The organism is Pseudomonas macauensis, from assembly GCF_047902425.1.
Lineage (GTDB): Bacteria > Pseudomonadota > Gammaproteobacteria > Pseudomonadales > Pseudomonadaceae > Pseudomonas.
The window spans coordinates 1460053-1476996 of record NZ_CP138377.1; the positions used below are offsets into that span (position 1 = coordinate 1460053).

18 protein-coding genes are annotated in these 16944 nt (G+C 66.0%); 3 read left to right on the forward strand and 15 right to left on the reverse strand.

Features of this window, described 5'->3' with window-relative positions; all coding sequences use genetic code 11:
• Nucleotides 1-74 precede the first annotated feature (74 nt).
• From nth to rsxA, 7 genes are read right to left on the reverse strand one after another with little or no spacing between them, the layout of a single operon-like run.
• Nucleotides 75-713, reverse strand: a complete 639-nt coding sequence (gene nth / locus SD196_RS06890; RefSeq protein WP_416311211.1) for an endonuclease III — start codon at nt 711-713, stop codon at nt 75-77.
• Nucleotides 710-1426, reverse strand: a complete 717-nt coding sequence (locus tag SD196_RS06895) for an electron transport complex subunit E (protein ID WP_416311212.1) — start codon at nt 1424-1426, stop codon at nt 710-712. The genes nth and SD196_RS06895 overlap by 4 nt, the downstream gene beginning before the upstream one ends.
• Nucleotides 1419-2072 (reverse strand): electron transport complex subunit RsxG, encoded by a 654-nt coding sequence (rsxG, locus tag SD196_RS06900; RefSeq protein WP_416311213.1) that lies wholly within the window; start codon nt 2070-2072, stop codon nt 1419-1421. Before rsxG ends, SD196_RS06895 begins: the two co-directional genes overlap by 8 nt.
• Nucleotide 2073: 1 nt before the next feature.
• Entirely contained in the window at nt 2074-3111 is a 1038-nt protein-coding gene (locus SD196_RS06905; RefSeq protein WP_416311214.1) for an RnfABCDGE type electron transport complex subunit D, read from the reverse strand.
• A complete protein-coding gene (gene rsxC / locus SD196_RS06910; RefSeq protein ID WP_416311215.1) occupies nt 3108-5432 on the reverse strand; it encodes an electron transport complex subunit RsxC in 2325 nt (774 codons plus the stop codon). Before rsxC ends, SD196_RS06905 begins: the two co-directional genes overlap by 4 nt.
• Entirely contained in the window at nt 5429-5995 is a 567-nt protein-coding gene (gene rsxB, locus SD196_RS06915) for an electron transport complex subunit RsxB (RefSeq protein ID WP_343574280.1), read from the reverse strand. The genes rsxC and rsxB overlap by 4 nt, the downstream gene beginning before the upstream one ends.
• Nucleotides 5992-6576 (reverse strand): electron transport complex subunit RsxA, encoded by a 585-nt coding sequence (gene rsxA, locus SD196_RS06920; protein ID WP_416311216.1) that lies wholly within the window; start codon nt 6574-6576, stop codon nt 5992-5994. Before rsxA ends, rsxB begins: the two co-directional genes overlap by 4 nt.
• A 207-nt stretch (nt 6577-6783) precedes the next feature.
• On the opposite strand from rsxA, the gene SD196_RS06925 reads away from it, so the two are divergent.
• Nucleotides 6784-7314, forward strand: coding sequence for a hypothetical protein (locus SD196_RS06925; protein WP_331316414.1), 531 nt, complete (start codon nt 6784-6786; stop codon nt 7312-7314).
• On the opposite strand, the gene SD196_RS06930 is transcribed toward SD196_RS06925, so the two are convergent.
• From SD196_RS06930 to metG, 4 genes are all read right to left on the reverse strand, one after another.
• On the reverse strand, nt 7308-7706 hold the full coding sequence (locus SD196_RS06930; RefSeq protein WP_331316412.1) for a DUF350 domain-containing protein: 399 nt from the start codon (nt 7704-7706) through the stop codon (nt 7308-7310). The genes SD196_RS06925 and SD196_RS06930 overlap by 7 nt on opposite strands.
• A gap of 9 nt (nt 7707-7715) precedes the next feature.
• Entirely contained in the window at nt 7716-8831 is a 1116-nt protein-coding gene (locus SD196_RS06935) for a glutathionylspermidine synthase family protein (protein WP_370600934.1), read from the reverse strand.
• The gene (locus tag SD196_RS06940) at nt 8831-9160 is read right to left on the reverse strand and encodes a hypothetical protein (RefSeq protein ID WP_275610629.1); all 330 of its coding nucleotides are present in this window, start codon (nt 9158-9160) and stop codon (nt 8831-8833) included. Before SD196_RS06940 ends, SD196_RS06935 begins: the two co-directional genes overlap by 1 nt.
• Nucleotides 9161-9326: 166 nt before the next feature.
• On the reverse strand, nt 9327-11360 hold the full coding sequence (gene metG / locus SD196_RS06945; protein ID WP_343574268.1) for a methionine--tRNA ligase: 2034 nt from the start codon (nt 11358-11360) through the stop codon (nt 9327-9329).
• 185 nt (nt 11361-11545) lie between these two features.
• Here metG and apbC point away from each other — a divergent pair, with 185 nt between their 5' ends.
• Both apbC and dcd read left to right on the forward strand, forming a co-directional pair.
• Nucleotides 11546-12640, forward strand: coding sequence for an iron-sulfur cluster carrier protein ApbC (apbC, locus tag SD196_RS06950; RefSeq protein ID WP_275610631.1), 1095 nt, complete (start codon nt 11546-11548; stop codon nt 12638-12640).
• A 98-nt stretch (nt 12641-12738) separates the two neighbouring features.
• Nucleotides 12739-13305 carry a dCTP deaminase gene (gene dcd, locus SD196_RS06955; protein WP_153917269.1) on the forward strand — a complete coding sequence of 189 codons (567 nt, stop codon included), beginning with the start codon at nt 12739-12741 and terminating at the stop codon, nt 13303-13305.
• A gap of 315 nt (nt 13306-13620) precedes the next feature.
• On the opposite strand, the gene SD196_RS06960 is transcribed toward dcd, so the two are convergent.
• From SD196_RS06960 to SD196_RS06975, 4 genes are all read right to left on the reverse strand, one after another.
• Nucleotides 13621-14385: an ABC transporter ATP-binding protein gene (locus SD196_RS06960; RefSeq protein ID WP_275610632.1), complete on the reverse strand. Its 765-nt coding sequence runs from the start codon at nt 14383-14385 to the stop codon at nt 13621-13623.
• Between the two features lie 44 nt (nt 14386-14429).
• Nucleotides 14430-15143 carry an ABC transporter permease gene (locus tag SD196_RS06965; RefSeq protein WP_275610633.1) on the reverse strand — a complete coding sequence of 238 codons (714 nt, stop codon included), beginning with the start codon at nt 15141-15143 and terminating at the stop codon, nt 14430-14432.
• Complete coding sequence (locus SD196_RS06970; RefSeq protein ID WP_275610634.1) at nt 15140-15853, reverse strand: ABC transporter permease; 714 nt, start codon at nt 15851-15853, stop codon at nt 15140-15142. Before SD196_RS06970 ends, SD196_RS06965 begins: the two co-directional genes overlap by 4 nt.
• A gap of 79 nt (nt 15854-15932) precedes the next feature.
• A complete protein-coding gene (locus SD196_RS06975; protein WP_275610635.1) occupies nt 15933-16712 on the reverse strand; it encodes an ABC transporter substrate-binding protein in 780 nt (259 codons plus the stop codon).
• Between the last annotated feature and the right edge of the window lie 232 nt (nt 16713-16944).

Sequence of the window (16944 nt, forward strand, 5' to 3'; positions counted from 1 at the left end):
CCCCTTATAGCGACAAAGGACCGGGCGGTAAAAAAGATTTTTTCAATGAAGCTGAAGGATTTTTCCCATAACGCTCAATCGTCCGAGGTCTTGTGCTTGTACTCGCACAGGTCTTCGATCCGGCAACTGCCGCACTGAGGCTTGCGCGCCTTGCAAACGTAGCGCCCGTGCAGGATCAGCCAGTGGTGTGCGTCGAGCAGGTATTCCTTGGGTACGAACTTCAGCAGTTTCTTCTCGACTTCCAGCACATTCTTGCCCGGCGCTATCCCCGTGCGGTTGGCGACGCGGAAGATGTGGGTGTCCACCGCCATCGCCGGCTGCCGGAAGGCGGTATTGAGCACCACGTTGGCGGTCTTGCGGCCGACGCCGGGCAGGGCTTCGAGGTCTTCGCGATTGTCCGGCACCTGGCTGCCGTGCTTCTCGATGAGGATGCGGCAGGTCTCGATGACGTTCTTCGCCTTGCTGTTGTACAGGCCGATGGTCTTGATGTACTCCGACAGACCCTCCACGCCGAGGGCGTAGATGGCTTCCGGGGTATTGGCCACCGGGTAGAGCCTGGCCGTGGCCTTATTCACCCCGACGTCGGTGGCCTGGGCGGAGAGCACCACCGCGATCAGCAGCTCGAAGGGCGTGCTGTACGCCAGTTCGGTCTCGGGGTTGGGGGTGTCTTCTCGCAGTCGGCGGAAAATCTCCGCACGCTTGGCGGCGTTCATTCAATCACTCCGGTCACGCGGACGCGCTGGCGCTCGGTCGCGGGTACGTCGCCCGCCTGCGCCTTGGCGCGTTCCGCCAGGCTTTCATCGATACGGTTTTTCAGTGCGATCAGCAGGCCCAGCACCAGGAAGGCGCCGGGCGGCAGGATGGCCAGCAGGAAGCCCTGGTAGTTCGTGAACAGCTGGACCTTCCAGGCGGCCGCCGTCGGGCCGAACAGCAGGTTCATGCCGGCCAGCAGGGTGCCGTGGCCGAGCAGTTCGCGCAGCGTGCCCACCACCAGCAGCACCAGGGCGAAACCGGCGCCCATCACCAGGCCATCGAAGGCCGAGCGCGCCACGCTGTGACGCGAGGCGAAGGCTTCGGCGCGGCCGAGGATCACGCAGTTGGTGGTGATCAGCGGGATGAAGATGCCAAGGATCTGGTACAGCTCATAGGTCCAGGCCTGCATCAGCAGTTCGATGCAGGTGGTCAGCGCGGCGATGATCAGGACGAAGGCGGGCAGGCGCACGGCTTCGCTCACCGAACCACGGATCAGCGCCACGGCGGCATTGGAGCAGGCCAGCACGAAGATCGTCGCCAGGCCAAGGCCGAGGGCGTTGACCATGGAGTTGCTGGTGCCCAGCAGCGGGCACAGGCCGAGCAGTTGCACCAGGCCCGGATTGTTCTTCCACAGCCCCTGCAGGGCCAGTTCGCGGTAGCCGGGATCACTCATGGCTCTCTCCTGCGGCCGGTTGCGCGGCGGGCGCGAGCAGTTCGCCCTTGTGCGCGTCGAAGTATTGCAGTGCCTTGTGCGTGGCCTTCACCACCGCGCGCGGGGTGACGGTGGCGCCGGCGAACTGGTCGAACTGACCGCCGTCCTTCTTCACCCGCCAGCCGGCATCCCCCGGATCGTTCAGCGAGCGACCGTCGAAGCCATGCAGCCAGTCGCTCTTGCCCAGCTCTATCTTGTCGCCCAGCCCCGGGGTTTCCTTGTGCGCCACGACGCGCACGCCGAGCAGCCGGCCTTCAGCGGTGACGCCCACCAGCAACTTGATGGAGCCGCTGTAGCCGTCCGGCGCAGTGGCCTGGAGGATCACGGCGGTGGCCTGGCCCTGACGGCGCGCGACGAAAGCGGGCGCGGGCTCGTTGCGGCCGAGCAGCTTGGGATCGAACGCCTCGACCTGGCTGTCCAGCGGGTGGTTGTCATAGCTGCCCGCCGGCAGCAGTTCCAGCAGGGCGCGGCCGCGTGCCTCGCGCTGGGCGTCGTCAATACGCTGCGCGGTGAACTGGTGGACCAGCGCCACCACGCCCACCGTGACCACGGCGAACAGGCCGAGCACCAGGGCATTCTTGAGCATCGAGCGGTTGGCGTCGGACATGTCAGTCCCCCACCTTGAAGCCGCGCTCGGGCTTCTTGTGCCCGTAGGTGCGCGGGCGCGTGTAGTAATCGATGGTCGGCGCGGCGAGGTTCATCAACAGTACGGCGAAGGCCACGCCGTCCGGGTAGCCGCCCCAGGCGCGGATCACGTAGGTGAGCACGCCGACACCGATGCCGAACACCAGGCGGCCACGGTTGCTGGTGGCGCCGGATACCGGGTCGGTGACGATGAAGAAGGCGCCGAGCATGGTCGCGCCGCTGAACAGATGCAGCAATGGTGAACCGTGGGAATCCGAGCCGGAACCGTTCCAGAACAGCAGGCCCATGACGAACAGCGCGCCGAGCATGCCCACCGGCGCGTGCCAGGTGAACAGCTTGCGCCAGAGCAGGAACAACCCGCCGGCGAGGAAGGCCAGGTTGACCAGCTCCATGCCGCGCCCGCCGAAGTGGCCGAAGGCGCTGGACTGCGCCACCAGTTCGTCCATGGTCAGGCTGTTGTTGTTGCGCACCACGTCCAGCACGGTGGCGCCAACCCAGGCGTCCGGCGCCTGGCTGGGGATGCCGAATATCTGCCGGAGCCCTTCGGCGAAGCCCAGCGCGCTGTCCGGCGACGGCCATTGGCTCATCTGCAGTGGGAAGGACACCAGCACCACTACGTAGCCGACCATTGCCGGGTTGAATGGGTTCTGCCCCAGGCCGCCATACAGGTGCTTGCCGAACACCAGGGCGAACACCGTGGCGATCCCGCTCAACCACCAGGGCACATAGGGCGGCAGGGCGAGGGCGAGCAACACGGCGGTGACCAGCGCGCTGCCGTCCTTGAGGAAGAAGTCCAGCGGGCGGTTGCGCAGCTTGAGCATCGCTGCTTCGGTGGTCAGCGCGATCAGGCTGCACCAGAGCAGGTTGAACAGGGGGCCGATGCCGTACAGGCCGATCAGCACCAGGGCGCCCGGTGCGCAGGCGGCCAGCAGGGTCAGCATGACCTTCTGCGTGCGGTTGCTGCCGGTGGCGTGGGGCGAGGTGATTCGGGGCAGCTTCATCGGGATTCCTCACCGCTGGCATCGGCCACGGCGCGTTCGGCCGCCTGCAGGCGGGCGCGGGCGTTGGCCAGGGCGTCGTCGCCGGCGCCTTCGCGTTCGAGTTTCTTCAGGTCGGCGCGGGCGTAGGCCAGTTCGGTCTTGGCGGCGCGCAGGGCGGCGCTGACCGGGCGCTTGTCGGTACGCACCAATTCCGGCGGCGCCTTGCCGCTGGCGTCTTCGGCGGCGTGCAGGGCCTGTTCGGCTGCGGCCAGCGTCTGGCGCACCGAGGTCAGTTCCTCCTCGCAGGCGCCGTCGCGCTCGGCCTGGCGCAGGGCGTCGCGCTGGACCACGTAATCCTGCTTGGCCTGGCGCAAGGCGAGTACACCGTCGGTGGGTTCGCTGGTCTGCGGGGCAGGTGCGGCGGCGGATTGCAGCTCGCTCAGGCGCTGCTCGATGCGCTCGACGTCCTCGCGCAGGGCGGCGAGGGTGGCGCGTTGTTCGTCCGTGGGCGTCTCGCCGAAGGCCTTCTCGGATTTCTTCAGCTGGGCGCGGGCCATGGCGGCGTCGATCTTGGCTTTCTTCAACGCCGCTTCGTTATCGGCCGGGGCGGCGGCGGGCGCCGGTGCGGGGCTCGCATCCGCGGCTTCGGCGGCGGCCAGCGCCGTCTTGGCCTGCTCGGCAGCGCTGCGCAGTTCGGCGACCTGGGCGCGCAGCTGTTCGGTGTCGTGGGCGGCCAGTTGCTTCTCGGCCTTCTTCAGCGCGACCTGGGCCATGCTCGCGTCGATCTTCAACCGCTTGAGCTGGTCCGGCGCATTGCCCACGGCCTTTTCGGCCTTCACTCGCTCGATCACCGATTGGGCCGCCGGAGCCGTCGCTTCTACCTTGACCTCGTTTGCCTGCACCTGCGCGGCGCGCTCCTGGCGGGCCAGGCGCTCGGCAGCGCGCTGTTCTTCCTCGCGGCGCAGGCGGTCCTGGCGCTGCTCGAAACGCAGGCGCGATTGTTCGGCTTTCAGCTGGCGCTGCTGCAACTCGCGGATATCGGCCTTGGCCGCGCGGTAGTACTGCACCAGCGGGATGCTCGACGGGCAGACATAGGCGCAGGCGCCGCACTCGATGCAGTCGAACAGGTTGTGCGCCTGCAACTGCTCGTGCTCCGCACCGAGGGCGAAGTAGTGCAGCTGCTGCGGCAACAGGCTGGCAGGGCAGACCTGGGCGCAGTCGCCACAACGTATGCACGGCATGGCCGGCGGTGCTGGCGGCAGTTCCGTACGGCTGGCGGCCAGCAGGCAGTTGCTGGTCTTGATCAGCGGCACGTCCAGCGACGGCAGGCTGATGCCCATCAGTGGGCCGCCTAGGATCAGGCGGTCCAGCTTCGAACGGTCGAGGCCGGCGAAATCCAGCAGCTCACCCACTGGCGTGCCGAGCAGTGCTTCGACGTTGCACGGGCGCTCCAGGGCCGCGCCGGTCAGGGTGGTAATGCGCGAGATCAGCGGCCGCCCGCGTAGCACGGCGTCGGCCACGGCCACGGCGGTGCCGACGTTCACGCAGAGCATGCCGATATCCGCCGGCAGGCCGCCGGAGGGCACTTCGCGGCCGGTGAGAATCTGGATCAGCTGGCGTTCGCCGCCCGACGGATACCGGGTCGGGATCGCTTTCAGCGTGACCTTGCGTTCGCCGATGGCGGCCTGCACGGCGGTCAGCGCTTCGGGCTTGTTGTCCTCGATGCCGATCAGCACCTGATCGGGCTGCAGGATGTGCACGAGGATGTCGATGCCTTGCACCAGCTCTGCCGCGCGCTCGCGCATCAGCAGGTCGTCGGCGCTGATGTAGGGCTCGCATTCGGCGCCGTTGATGACCAGGGTGTGCAGGTCGTCCTGCGGGCGCGTGGCCAGCTTGGCGGCGGTGGGGAAGCCGGCACCACCCAGCCCGGCGATGCCGGCGTGGCGGATGCGCTCCAGCAGTTCGACCGCGGAGAGAGACGCATACTCGGGGCAGGGCGCGAGCTCAGCCCATTCATCCTGGCCGTCGCTGTCGATGACGATGGCCGGCGCCGTCAGCCCGGAGGCGTGCGGGTAAGGCTGTTCGCCCAGCGCGACCACGGTGCCGGAGGTTGGCGAGTGCAGGGCGGCGCTGATGGCGCTGCCCGGCTCGGCGATGCGCTGGCCCTTGAGCACGCGCTGGCCGACGTCCACGCAGGGCCGCGCCGGCTCGCCGATATGTTGCTGCAGCGGCAGCACCAGCAGGCGTGGCAGCGGCGCTTGCTGGATCGGCGTTGCTGTGGACTGCTGCTTGTTCTCCGGCGGATGGATGCCACCGGGGAAGCTCCAGACCTGCGCATTCATGCTGCCTGCTCCCGATCGCTGGCGATCAGCCGGGTATCCGGCAGCGGCCATTTCCAGTCGCTGACGCGCACCGGCAGCTCGCGCATCTCGATGCAGTCCACCGGGCAGGGTTCCAGGCACAGGTCGCAGCCGGTGCATTCGTCGATGATCACCGTGTGCATCAGCTTGGCCGCGCCGACGATGGCGTCCACCGGGCAGGCGCGGATGCACTTGGTGCAGCCGATGCACTCGGCCTCGCGGATGTAGGCCACCCGTGGCGGGGTTTCCGCGGCGGCGTCCAGCGGCTGCGGCTCGACGTCCAGCAGGGCGGCGAGGGCGGCGATGGTGGCGGCGCCACCGGGCGGGCATTTGTTGATCGCGTCTCCCGCAGCGATGGCCTGGGCGTAGGGCTTGCAGCCGGCGTAGCCGCACTGACCGCACTGGGTCTGCGGCAGCAGGGCGTTGATCTGTTCGGCCACCGGGTCGCCTTCCACCTTCAGGCGCACCGCCGCATAGCCCAGCAGCGCGCCGCTGGTGAGGCAGAGCAGGGCGAGGATGGCGACGGCGAGCAGCACCGCGCTCATGGCTTGAGCAACCCGGTGAAGCCCATGAAGGCCAGGGACATCAGACCGGCGGTGATCATGCCGATGGCGGCGCCCTGGAACGGCTTGGGCACGTCGGCGATGGCGATGCGCTCACGCAGGGCGGCGAACAGCACCAGCACCAGGGAGAAACCCAGCCCCGCGCCGAAGCCCTGGAGGGTGGACTGCAGGAAACCGTATTCGGGCTTGTTGGTGTTGAGCAGCGCCACGCCCAGGACGATGCAGTTGGTGGTGATCAGCGGCAGGAAGATACCCAGCACCCGGTACAGCAGCGGACTGCTCTTCTTCACCAGCAGCTCGGTGAACTGCACCACCACGGCGATCACCAGGATGAAGCCGATGGTGCGCAGGAACTCCAGCTCCAGCGGTTGCAGCACATAGCGTTGCAGGATGTAGCTGCACACCGAGGCAAGGGTGAGGACGAAGGTGGTAGCCAGGGACAGGCCGATGGCGGTCTCGATCTTGCGCGACACGCCCATGAACGGGCACAGGCCGAGGAACTGCACCAGCACGAAGTTGTTGACCAGGATGGCGCTGACCAGGATCAGGGCAAGTTCGGTCATTGCCGGGCCCGCGTGGCTGGGCGCGAAGGGAGGCGATTCATGCTCGGATACCGGCGGTAAGCAGGTTGATGGCAGCGAGGGCGCATAGGTTATGTACAAGAAGCGAGGTGGACAATTGTAACTCCCGGAAATCGGTTGCGGGGCCGGGGCCGGCCGGAGGAGTATCTTTGCCCGTGGAATCAATCAGTTCCCTTCATGGAAGTTGCCATGCCCAGAAGCCTGCCCAGGAGTTTCATCGTCCTCTGTCTGCTGTTTTCCGGCGGCTTGGCCGCTGCAGCGCCGTTCACTACCGCCGACCTGGTCACCTGGCCGCGCATGGGCGTGGCCGATTTCGCCTGCCTGCTGGAACAGCGCACCGGGCAGGCCGATCCGCAGTTCAGTTGCGCCGCCAGCAAGCAGATGAGCAACTGGGGCGATGCCTGCAATGGCACGGACCTCAGCTATGCCGGCCCGCAGTTGCCGGCCGCGGCGGTGAGACAGTTGAATCCGCGCATCTCGGAGGTACAGCTGGACTGGGAATACGGTCGCCTGCAATCGGTGACGGTCACCTTCGACAAGCTTATGACGGCGGAGGAGGTGGCGGACATCTTCCCGGAGGTGAACCTGGAGGACGCCACCTCGCTGCCGAACCTGACCAACGCCTCGCTGCAGGACTGCGCGGCGGACAGCTCCTGTCTCTACCTGGAGGGCTTCGAGCACATGGGCGGCGGGGATGTGGACTGCGAGGTCGCTCAGTAGGTCATGCAGGCCGCGTTGAGCAATCCCACGCTGAGCGAAGCGCCGCCGAGCAGCACGCCGTGGGCGAGGGTGTTGCTGGCGATGCCGTCCTTGAGTTCCGGCACCAGGCGCGACAGACCGAGGAACACCAGCACCTGCACCAGCATGGCGATCACGCCCCAGACCAGCATGTCGATCAGGCTGACGCTGTGGGCGATGGCGCTGGAGAGCGGCAGGGCGAAGCCCAGCAGGGTGCCGACCAGGGCCGCCGCGGCGCTGATGTTGCCCTGGCGGATCAGCTGGATTTCCGCGTAGGGCGTCAGGCGCAGATAGAGGCTGGTGAACAGGCCGAACAAGCCGATGGCCGAGGCGAAGTAGGCGAGGAAGTTGGGCAGGGTCTGCAGCAGGTTCATGGCGGATTCTCAGACGAAATAGTGGGGAACGAAGCGGCTGCTGTCGCGGGTGATGGGGCTGGAGTCCTCACGGATGCCCAGGCCCGCGGCCTGGCCGTCGATCACCCAGCAGCCGAGCACAGCGTAGTTGCCGTCGTGGTTGGCCAGCGGTGCGTAGCCCTGGTAGATGCAGGGCGCGTCGGCGTGGGGGCCGTCGCTTTCCAGTTGCAGGTCGTCGGCGACGATGCGGATGTTCTCGCCCTCGCGCGAATACAGCGGCTTGCGCACGTAGGCGCCGGGGATGTCCTGGCGGTAGCTGGCCGGTAGTAGGTTGGGGTGCCTGGGGTTGAGCTTCCAGAGGATCGGCAGCATGGCCTTGCTCGACATCAGCAGCTTCCACGCCGGCTCCAGGAAGCGGATGCCGCTGCGTTCCAGGTGCTCGGCGAAGCTGTCCTGCAGCAGCCATTCCCAAGGGTAGAGCTTGAAGCAGTGGCGGATGTCCTGCTCGTACTGGTCGATGAAGGTGCCGCGCGCGGCGTGGTGGCCGATGAACTCCAGCGGCAGGTAGCGCGTCGGCAAGCCGGCCTGGTGCGCGGTGTCGAGCAGGTAGAGGACGTTGCCGGTGTCTTCCTCGTGGCCGTCGATGGCGGTGAAGTGCAGCAGGCCGTCCGGCGCGATGGCCTTCCAGCGTTCGATCAGCTTCTCGTGCAGCGAGTTGAACTGGTCAGCGGCCGGGTTCACGTCGTTCAGCCATTGCCACTGCACCACGCTGGCCTCCAGCAGGCCGGTGGGGGTGTCGGCGTTGTACTCCAGCATCTTCGGCGGGCCCTCGCCGTTCCAGGCGAAATCGAAGCGGCCGTAGAGGCTCGGGTCCTGACGCTGCCAGGAGCGGATGATTTCCTCACGGGCGCCCGGCGGCAGGCGGAAGGGCTCGAAGTGGCCGGTGCGGATGACCCATTCCACGCATTCCAGGTAGCGCAGGTGCAGGTCTTCGCTGGCGGCTTCCAGCGTCTCGATCTGTTCGAGGCTGAACTCGTAGGCCACCGACTCGTCCCAGTAACGGCCGTCGATGCTGTGGAAGGTGAAGCCGACCGCCTCGCAGCGCTCGCGCCAGTCGGCGCGCGGCGTCATGGCCAGGCGGCGCATCAGCCACCCCCGGAGAAGCGGGCACCGGAGTGGCCGAAGCCACCGCGGGTGACCAACTGGCGCGACTGCACCTGGTAGGTCTGCGCGGTCTTCGGGCGCGAGCCTTCCTCGTAGCTCGGTCCGCGATAGCGGCCAGAGCTGCCGCTGTAGCCGCCGGAGCCGCCGCTGCTGGAGGGCTCGGGTTCGCAGGCGTTGGGCGTGGTGCCCCAGTCCTTCAGGCAGTCTTCGCGGTTGGCGTAGAGGTCGCGGTACACCGGGTTATGGTGCAGCACGCTGTAGAGCACCCCGCCGGTGAGCAGGGTAGTGAAGACGAGATTGGATTTCTTCATGGTCGGGCGCCCAGGGCGCTGCGGGGCGGCAGCGTCGGCAGGTCCTTGCGCGTGCGTTGAGTCCTTGAGGGGGCGAGTCTAGCGATTATCCACCGCAGGCAGAAGTGATGCCTGTCGCACACGAAAACGCCGGCAATCCGCCGGCGTTTTCGTGGAGGCTAGGGTCTTACTTGACGCGCTGACCCGGCTTGGCGCCGCTGTCGGGGCTGAGCAGGTAGATCTCTTCACCGCCGGGGCCGGCAGCCAGGACCATGCCTTCGGAGATGCCGAACTTCATCTTGCGCGGGGCGAGGTTGGCCACGTACAGGGTCAGGCGGCCTTCGAGCTTGCTCGGGTCCGGGTAGGCGCTCTTGATGCCGGAGAACACGTTGCGCTTCTCGTCGCCGATGTCCAGGGACAGGCGCAGCAGCTTGTCGGCGCCTTCGACGAACTCGCACTTCTCGATCAGCGCGATGCGCAGGTCGACGGCGGCGAAGGCGTCGAAGTTGATTTCCGCGGCCAGCGGGTCTTTCACCAGTTCGCCATTACCGGCGGGCTTGTTGGCGGCGGCGAGGTCTTCCTTGGAGGCTTCGATCATGGCTTCGATTTTCGCGGGTTCGATACGGGTCATCAGCGGGTTGAACGGGTTCAGTTGGTGGTTGGCCAGCAGTTGCTCGTGGTCGGCCCACTTCAGCGGGGCGACGTTGAGGAAGGCTTCGGCGGCTTCGGCCAGCTTCGGCAGCACGGGCTTGAGGAAGATCACCAGCTGGCGGAACAGGTTCACACCCAGGGCGCAGATGGCCTGGACTTCATCCTGCTTGCCTTCCTGCTTGTTCAGCGACCAGGGCGCCTTGTCGGCGATCCAGGCGTTGGCCTGGTCGGCCAGGGCCATGATCTCGCGCATGGCGCGGCCGAAGTCACGGGCTTCATAGGCGGCGGCGATGCTCGGCGCGGCGCTGCGGAAGGACTCGACCAGCTCCGGCGCAGGGCTTGCGTCCACCAGCAGGCCGTTGTTGCCCTTGTGGATGAAGCCGGCGCAACGGCTGGCGATGTTGACCACCTTGCCGACCAGGTCGGAGTTGACCTTCTGCACGAAGTCCTCGAGGTTCAGGTCGAGGTCGTCCACGCCACGGCCCAGCTTGGAGGCGTAGTAGTAGCGCAGGTATTCCGGGTCCAGGTGGTCCAGGTAGGTGCGCGCCTTGACGAAGGTGCCGCGCGACTTGGACATCTTCTGGCCGTTGACGGTCAGGTAGCCGTGCACGTTCAGTGCGGTCGGCTTGCGGTAGCCGGCGCCTTCGAGCATGGCCGGCCAGAACAGCGCGTGGAAGTTGACGATGTCCTTGCCGATGAAGTGGTACAGCTCGGCATCGGAGTCCTTCTTCCAGTAGGAATCGAAGTCCAGTTCCGGACGGCGCGCGCAGAGGTTCTTGAAGCTGGCCATGTAGCCGATCGGCGCGTCCAGCCAGACGTAGAAGTACTTGCCCGGCGCATCGGGGATCTCGAAGCCGAAGTACGGCGCGTCACGGCTGATGTCCCACTCCTGCAGGCCGGAATCCAGCCATTCGGCGATCTTGTTGGCCACCGACTCCTGCAGGGCGCCGCTGCGGGTCCACTGCTTGAGCATGGCGTCGAAGTCGGGGAGCTTGAAGAAGTAGTGCAGCGACTCCTTGAGCACCGGGGTGGCGCCGGAGATGGCGGACTTCGGGTCTTTCAGCTCGGTGGGCGAGTAGGTTGCGCCACAGGCTTCGCAGTTGTCGCCGTACTGGTCGGCGGTGCCGCACTTGGGGCAGGTGCCCTTGATGAAGCGGTCGGCCAGGAACATCTGCTTTTCCGGGTCGAAGTACTGGGTTACCGGACGAGTGGCGATGTGGCCGGCTTCGCGCAGCTTCACGTAGATGGCCGACGACAGCTCGCGGTTCTCGTCCGAGTGGGTCGAGTAGTAGTTGTCGAAGTTCACCTGGAAGTCGGCGAAGTCGGCCATGTGCTCGGCGCGCACGGCGTCGATCAACTGCTCGGAGGTAATGCCTTCGCGCTCGGCGCGCAGCATGATGGCCGAGCCGTGGGCGTCGTCCGCGCACACGTACACCGCCTGGTTGCCACGCATCTTCTGGAAACGCACCCAGATGTCGGTCTGGATGTACTCCAGCATGTGACCCAGGTGGATCGAACCATTGGCGTAGGGCAGGGCGCTGGTGACGAGGATCTTGCGGGCTTCGGACATGATGATCGGCCGTTCCGGTTAAAACGAGGGAATCGGCAACTATATAGGGGCGGGGCGAAATTTTCATCCGTAGGCCGCTTGGGAGTAAGCCCGGGCCGCTCCTGCGACCGATGACCCCGAGCAAGGCCGCGACGAGAGGCGTAAGATACCCGCCCATTCTGCTCAGTCTTTCATCGGGAGTACCCATGGGCGCCGCCAACCGAGCCACGGTAGAAAACCTTCTCCGCCAGATCACCGATCCCCACACCGGCCAGAACCTGATGGACGCCGGCTACCTGCGCGAGCTGGACATCCAGGGCGGGCGCGTCTCGCTGACCCTGGAGCTGGGCTACGCCGCCGGCCTGTTCAGGAACGGCCTGGCGCAGACCGTGCAGATGGCCCTGGAAGCGCTGGACGGCGTCGATTCGGCCCAGGTCAAGGTGGAAACCCATATCGCCGCGCACAAGGCCCAGGCCCAGGTGCCGGGCATGAGCAACGTGAAGAACATCATCGCCGTGGCCTCCGGCAAGGGCGGCGTGGGCAAGTCCACAACCGCCGCCAACCTCGCGCTGGCGCTGGCCCGCGAAGGCGCCAAGGTCGGCATCCTCGATGCGGACATCTACGGTCCCAGCCAGGGCATCATGTTCGGCATCCCCGAAGGCACCCGGCCGAAGATTCGCGACCAGAAGTGGTTCATCCCGCTGGAAGCCCACGGCGTCGAGGTCATGTCCATGGCCTTCCTCACCGACGACAACACTCCGGTGGTCTGGCGCGGCCCGATGGTCTCCGGCGCGCTGATCCAGCTGATCACCCAGACCGCCTGGAACGACCTGGATTACCTGGTCATCGATATGCCGCCGGGCACCGGCGACATCCAGCTGACCTTGGCGCAGAAGGTCCCGGTGGCCGGCTCGGTGATCGTCACCACCCCGCAGGACCTGGCCCTGCTCGACGCCAAGAAGGGCGTGGAGATGTTCCGCAAGGTCAACATCCCGGTGCTGGGCGTGGTGGAGAACATGGCCGTGCACATCTGCTCCAACTGCGGCCATGCCGAGCACCTGTTCGGCGAGGGCGGCGGCGAGAAGCTGGCGGCCCAGTACGGCGTCGAGCTGCTGGCCTCGTTGCCGCTGTCCATGGCTATCCGCATGCAGGCCGACGGCGGCAAGCCCACCGTGATCGCTGATCCGGAAAGCCAGCTGGCGATGATCTACCAGGAAATGGCGCGCTGCGTCGGCGCCCGCATCGCCCTGAGCGAGAAGGCCGCGCCGGCAATGCCGAACATTTCCATCAGCGACGACTGAAGACGCGACGGTGCCGCTTGGCGCGCCCCTTTGCCGGGCGGCGCGCCTGTCGGTAAGATTCGCGCTTCTTTTTCCATCCGCCTTACAGGACGCTCGCCATGACCATCAAATCGGACAAGTGGATTCGCCGCATGGCTCTGGAGCACGGCATGATCGAGCCGTTCGTCGAGCGCCAGATTCGCGGTGCCGATGACAGCCGGGTGATCTCCTACGGTGTCTCCAGCTACGGCTACGACGTGCGTTGCGCCGCCGAATTCAAGGTGTTCACCAACATCCATTCGGCCGTGGTCGACCCGAAGAACTTCGACGAGAAGAGCTTCGTGGACATCAACAGCGACGTCTGCATCATCCCGCCGAACTCCTTCGCCCTGGCCCGCACCGTCGAGTACTTCCGCATTCCGCGCGATGTGCTGACCATCTGCCTGGGCAAGAGCACCTACGCGCGCTGCGGCATCATCGTCAACGTGACCCCGCTGGAACCCGAGTGGGAAGGGCACGTGACCCTGGAGTTCTCCAACACCACCAACCTGCCGGCGAAGATCTACGCCCATGAAGGTGTGGCGCAGATGCTGTTCCTGCAGTCGGACGAAGCCTGCGAGGTTTCGTACAAGGATCGCGGCGGCAAGTACCAGGGCCAGACCGGTGTGACTCTGCCGAAGGCCTGATAACTCCGCAGTGCATGAAAAACCGGGCCCTGGCCCGGTTTTTTGTTGCCTGTGATTTGTTCCGCGTAAGCTAATTGGCTTCGACTGGGAGCGCATGCGCCAGGCCCAACAGGGGGAGACCCGTAGGAGCAACTGTCTTCGTCTGGGGGAGTCCGTGCCGATGCATCCCCCTCATCCCAGCCCTCTCCCTCAGGGAGAGGGAGCAGTCCGAGCCGACTGACGCCTAGGTTTCATCCTGCACCGAACGGTCCCCTCTCCCTCTGGGAGAGGGTTAGGGTGAGGGCCAACCCGAGCGCAGATATATCTCGTAGGCGCCTATTTCAGGTTGCCGCTGAGGAACTGCCGGAGCCGCTCGCTCTTCGGCTTGCCCAGCACCTCCTGTGGCGGGCCCTGCTCCTCGACGCGGCCCTGGTGGAGGAACAGCACCTGGCTGGACACCTCACGGGCGAAGGCCATTTCGTGGGTCACCAGGATCATGGTGCGGCCTTCCTCGGCCAGTGCCTTGATGACCTTGAGCACCTCGCCGACCAGCTCCGGGTCGAGCGCCGAGGTGGGTTCGTCGAACAGCATGATTTCCGGCTCCATCGCCAGCGCGCGGGCGATGGCCACGCGCTGCTGCTGGCCGCCGGAGAGGAAGGCCGGGTACTTGTCGATCACCTGCGCCGGCAGGCCGACCTTGCTCAGGTAGTTGCGCGCGCGGTCCTCGGCTTCCTTGCGCTCCACGCCCAGCACACGGCGCGGCGCCAGGGTGACGTTCTCCAGTACGGTCAGATGGCTCCACAGGTTGAAGTGCTGGAACACCATCGCCAGGCGCGTGCGGATGCGCTGCAGTTGCGCCTGGTCGGCGACGCGCATGCCGCCGGGGCCGGGCAGCATGCGGACTTCCTCGCCGTCGAGGATCATCCGGCCCTCGTCGGGCTGTTCGAGGAAGTTGATGCAGCGCAGGAAGGTGCTTTTGCCCGAGCCGCTGGCGCCGATCATGCTCACCACGTCACCGGTCCTGGTTTCCAGGGATACGCCCTTGAGCACTTCGTTGTCGCCGTAGCGCTTGTGCAGCGAGTCGATCTTCAGTGTGGTCATGCGGGCCTCAGGAGTGCGACACGGGGGTGGCGTTGGGCTGGAGGTCAGCCATGGCTGGGACCGAGGAAGGCCAGCCAGCGCCGTTCGGCCAGGCGGAACAGCCCGACCAGGGTGAAGGAGGTCACCAGGTAGAGCATCGCGGCGATGCCGAAGGACTGGAAGGACAGGAAGGTCGCGGCGTTGGCGTCGCGGGCGATCTTCATCAGGTCCGGCACGGTGGCGGTGAAGGCCACGGTGGTGGAGTGCAGCATGAGGATCACTTCATTGCTGTAGTACGGCAGCGCGCGGCGCAGCGCCGAGGGCATGATCACGTAGCGGTACAGCCGCCAGCCGCTCAGGCCGTAGGCATGGGCGGCCTCGACTTCTCCGTGGGCGATGTTGCGGATGGCGCCGGCGAAGATTTCCGTGGTGTAGGCGCAGGTGTTCAGGGCGAAGGCCAGCAGGGTGCAGTTCAGGCCGTTGCGGAAGAAGGCGTCGAGCACCGGCTGCTCGCGCACCGCCGCCAGGCTGTAGATGCCCGTGTAGCAGACCAGCAGCTGGATATACAGCGGCGTGCCGCGGAACACGTAGGTGTAGAACTGCACCGGCCAGCGCACCAGCGGGTTGCGCGAAACGCGGGCGATGGACAGGGGAATGGCGAAGGTGAAACCGAAGGCGATGGACACCACCAGCAGCCAGAGCGTCATGGCCAGGCCGGTGATGTGGTAGCCATCGGTCCAGAGGAAGGCTTTGCCGTACTGCTGCAGCAATTCGATCATCGCAGGGCCTCGCGCACGCCGATGGCATAACGGCGCTCAAGGGCGTTGAGCACGAAATTGGACAGGGTGGTGAAGACCAGGTAGATCACCGCCGCCACCATCAGGAAGAAGAACAGCCGGTAGCTGCTCTTGCCGGCGTCCTGCGCGGCGCGGACCACGTCGGAGAGGCCGATGATGGAGACCAGCGCGGTGGACTTGATCAGCACCATCCAGTTGTTGCCCAGGCCCGGCAGGGCGAAGCGCATCAGTTGCGGGAAGAGCACGAAGCGGAAGCGCTGGGCCCGGCTCAGGCCGAAGGCGCTGGCCGCTTCCAGCTGGCCGCGCGGCACCGCGAGGATGGCGCCGCGGAAGGTTTCGGTGAAGTAGGCGCCGTAGATGAAGCCCAGGGTGATCACGCCGGCGCTGAAGGGATCGATCTCGATGTATTCCCATTCCATGTAGTCGGTGAGATCGGCCAGCCAGGTCTGCAGGCTGTAGAAGATCAGCAGCATCAGTACCAGGTCGGGGACGCCGCGAATGAGTGTGGTGTACAGGATCGCCGGGAAGCGCAGCAGTCTGGAGCCGGAGAGCTTGGCGCTGGCGCCGATCAGGCCGAGCAGGACCGACAGCAGCAGTGAGCAGATCGATAGCTTGACGGTCATCCAGGTGCCATCCAACAGGATCGCCCCGTAGCCCTTGAGGCTGATGCTTTCGAGGAATGCCTGGAGCATGCGCGCAGCGCTCCCGTGATGCGGCCGTTGCCGTAACGGACCCGCCCCGGCCGGTGGGGGCGAGCCCGTTCGGGGCGGATCAGTCGTTGTAGATGTCGAGGTCGCCGAAGTATTTCTTCTGCAGCTTGTCGTAGGTGCCGTCGTCGTGAATGGCCTTGATGCCCTTGTTCAGCATCGCGCGCAGCTCGTCGTTACCCTTGCGGATGCCGATGGCGATGTCCGCCGGCATCAGCGGGTCGTGCACCGGCTTGCTGATCTCGAAGCCCTTGCCCTGGTCGGTGGTGAGGAAGCCCTGCTCGGCCTGCAGGAGGTCCTGCAGCGAGGCGTCCAGGCGGCCGGACACCAGGTCGGAGTAGACCTGATCCTGGTTCTGGTAGCTCTTCACGTTGACGCCGGCCGGTTCCAGCCTGGTCTTGGCGAAGGTCTCCTGGATGGTGCCTTGTTCCACGCCCACGGTCTTGCCCTTGAGCGAGTCGGCGGTGGGTTCCAGGCCTGCCCCTTTTTTACTGATCATCGCCGAGGGGCCGGTGAAGAGTTTGTCGCTGAAGTCGATTTCCTTCTTGCGCGCTTCGGTGACGGTCATCGAGGAGATCACGCCGTCGAACTTGCGCGCTTTCAGGCCGGGGATCATGCCGTCGAAGTCGTTGGGCATCCACACGCACTTGACCTTCAGGTGCGCGCAGATGGCATTGCCCAGGTCGATGTCGAAGCCGACCAGGCTGCCGTCCGGGGCCTTGGACTCGAAGGGGGCGTAGGAAGGGTCGGTGGCGAAGCGGATTTCCTTCCACTCCTTGGCTTGCAGGGCGCCGGCGCTGGCCATCAGGACCAGGGCGGAGAGAGTCAACCAGGCTTTTTTCATCGAATGGAATCCTTAGAGGTTGGTCAAGCAGGTGGAAATGACGGAAACACCTGTGCAACAGCGCAAGGACAGCAATTTTCGAACCAGGCACGGGGCGGCGGACGCCAGCGATGGGAGAGGGATGACGGACGCGGTCCTGCAAAAGGTATAGCAGCGGCAACTCCGGCTTGCGCACCTGGCTGGTGCGAGGGAGTGAGGCGTCGGGTAACGGGATGGTGCGCGGCGGAAAAAA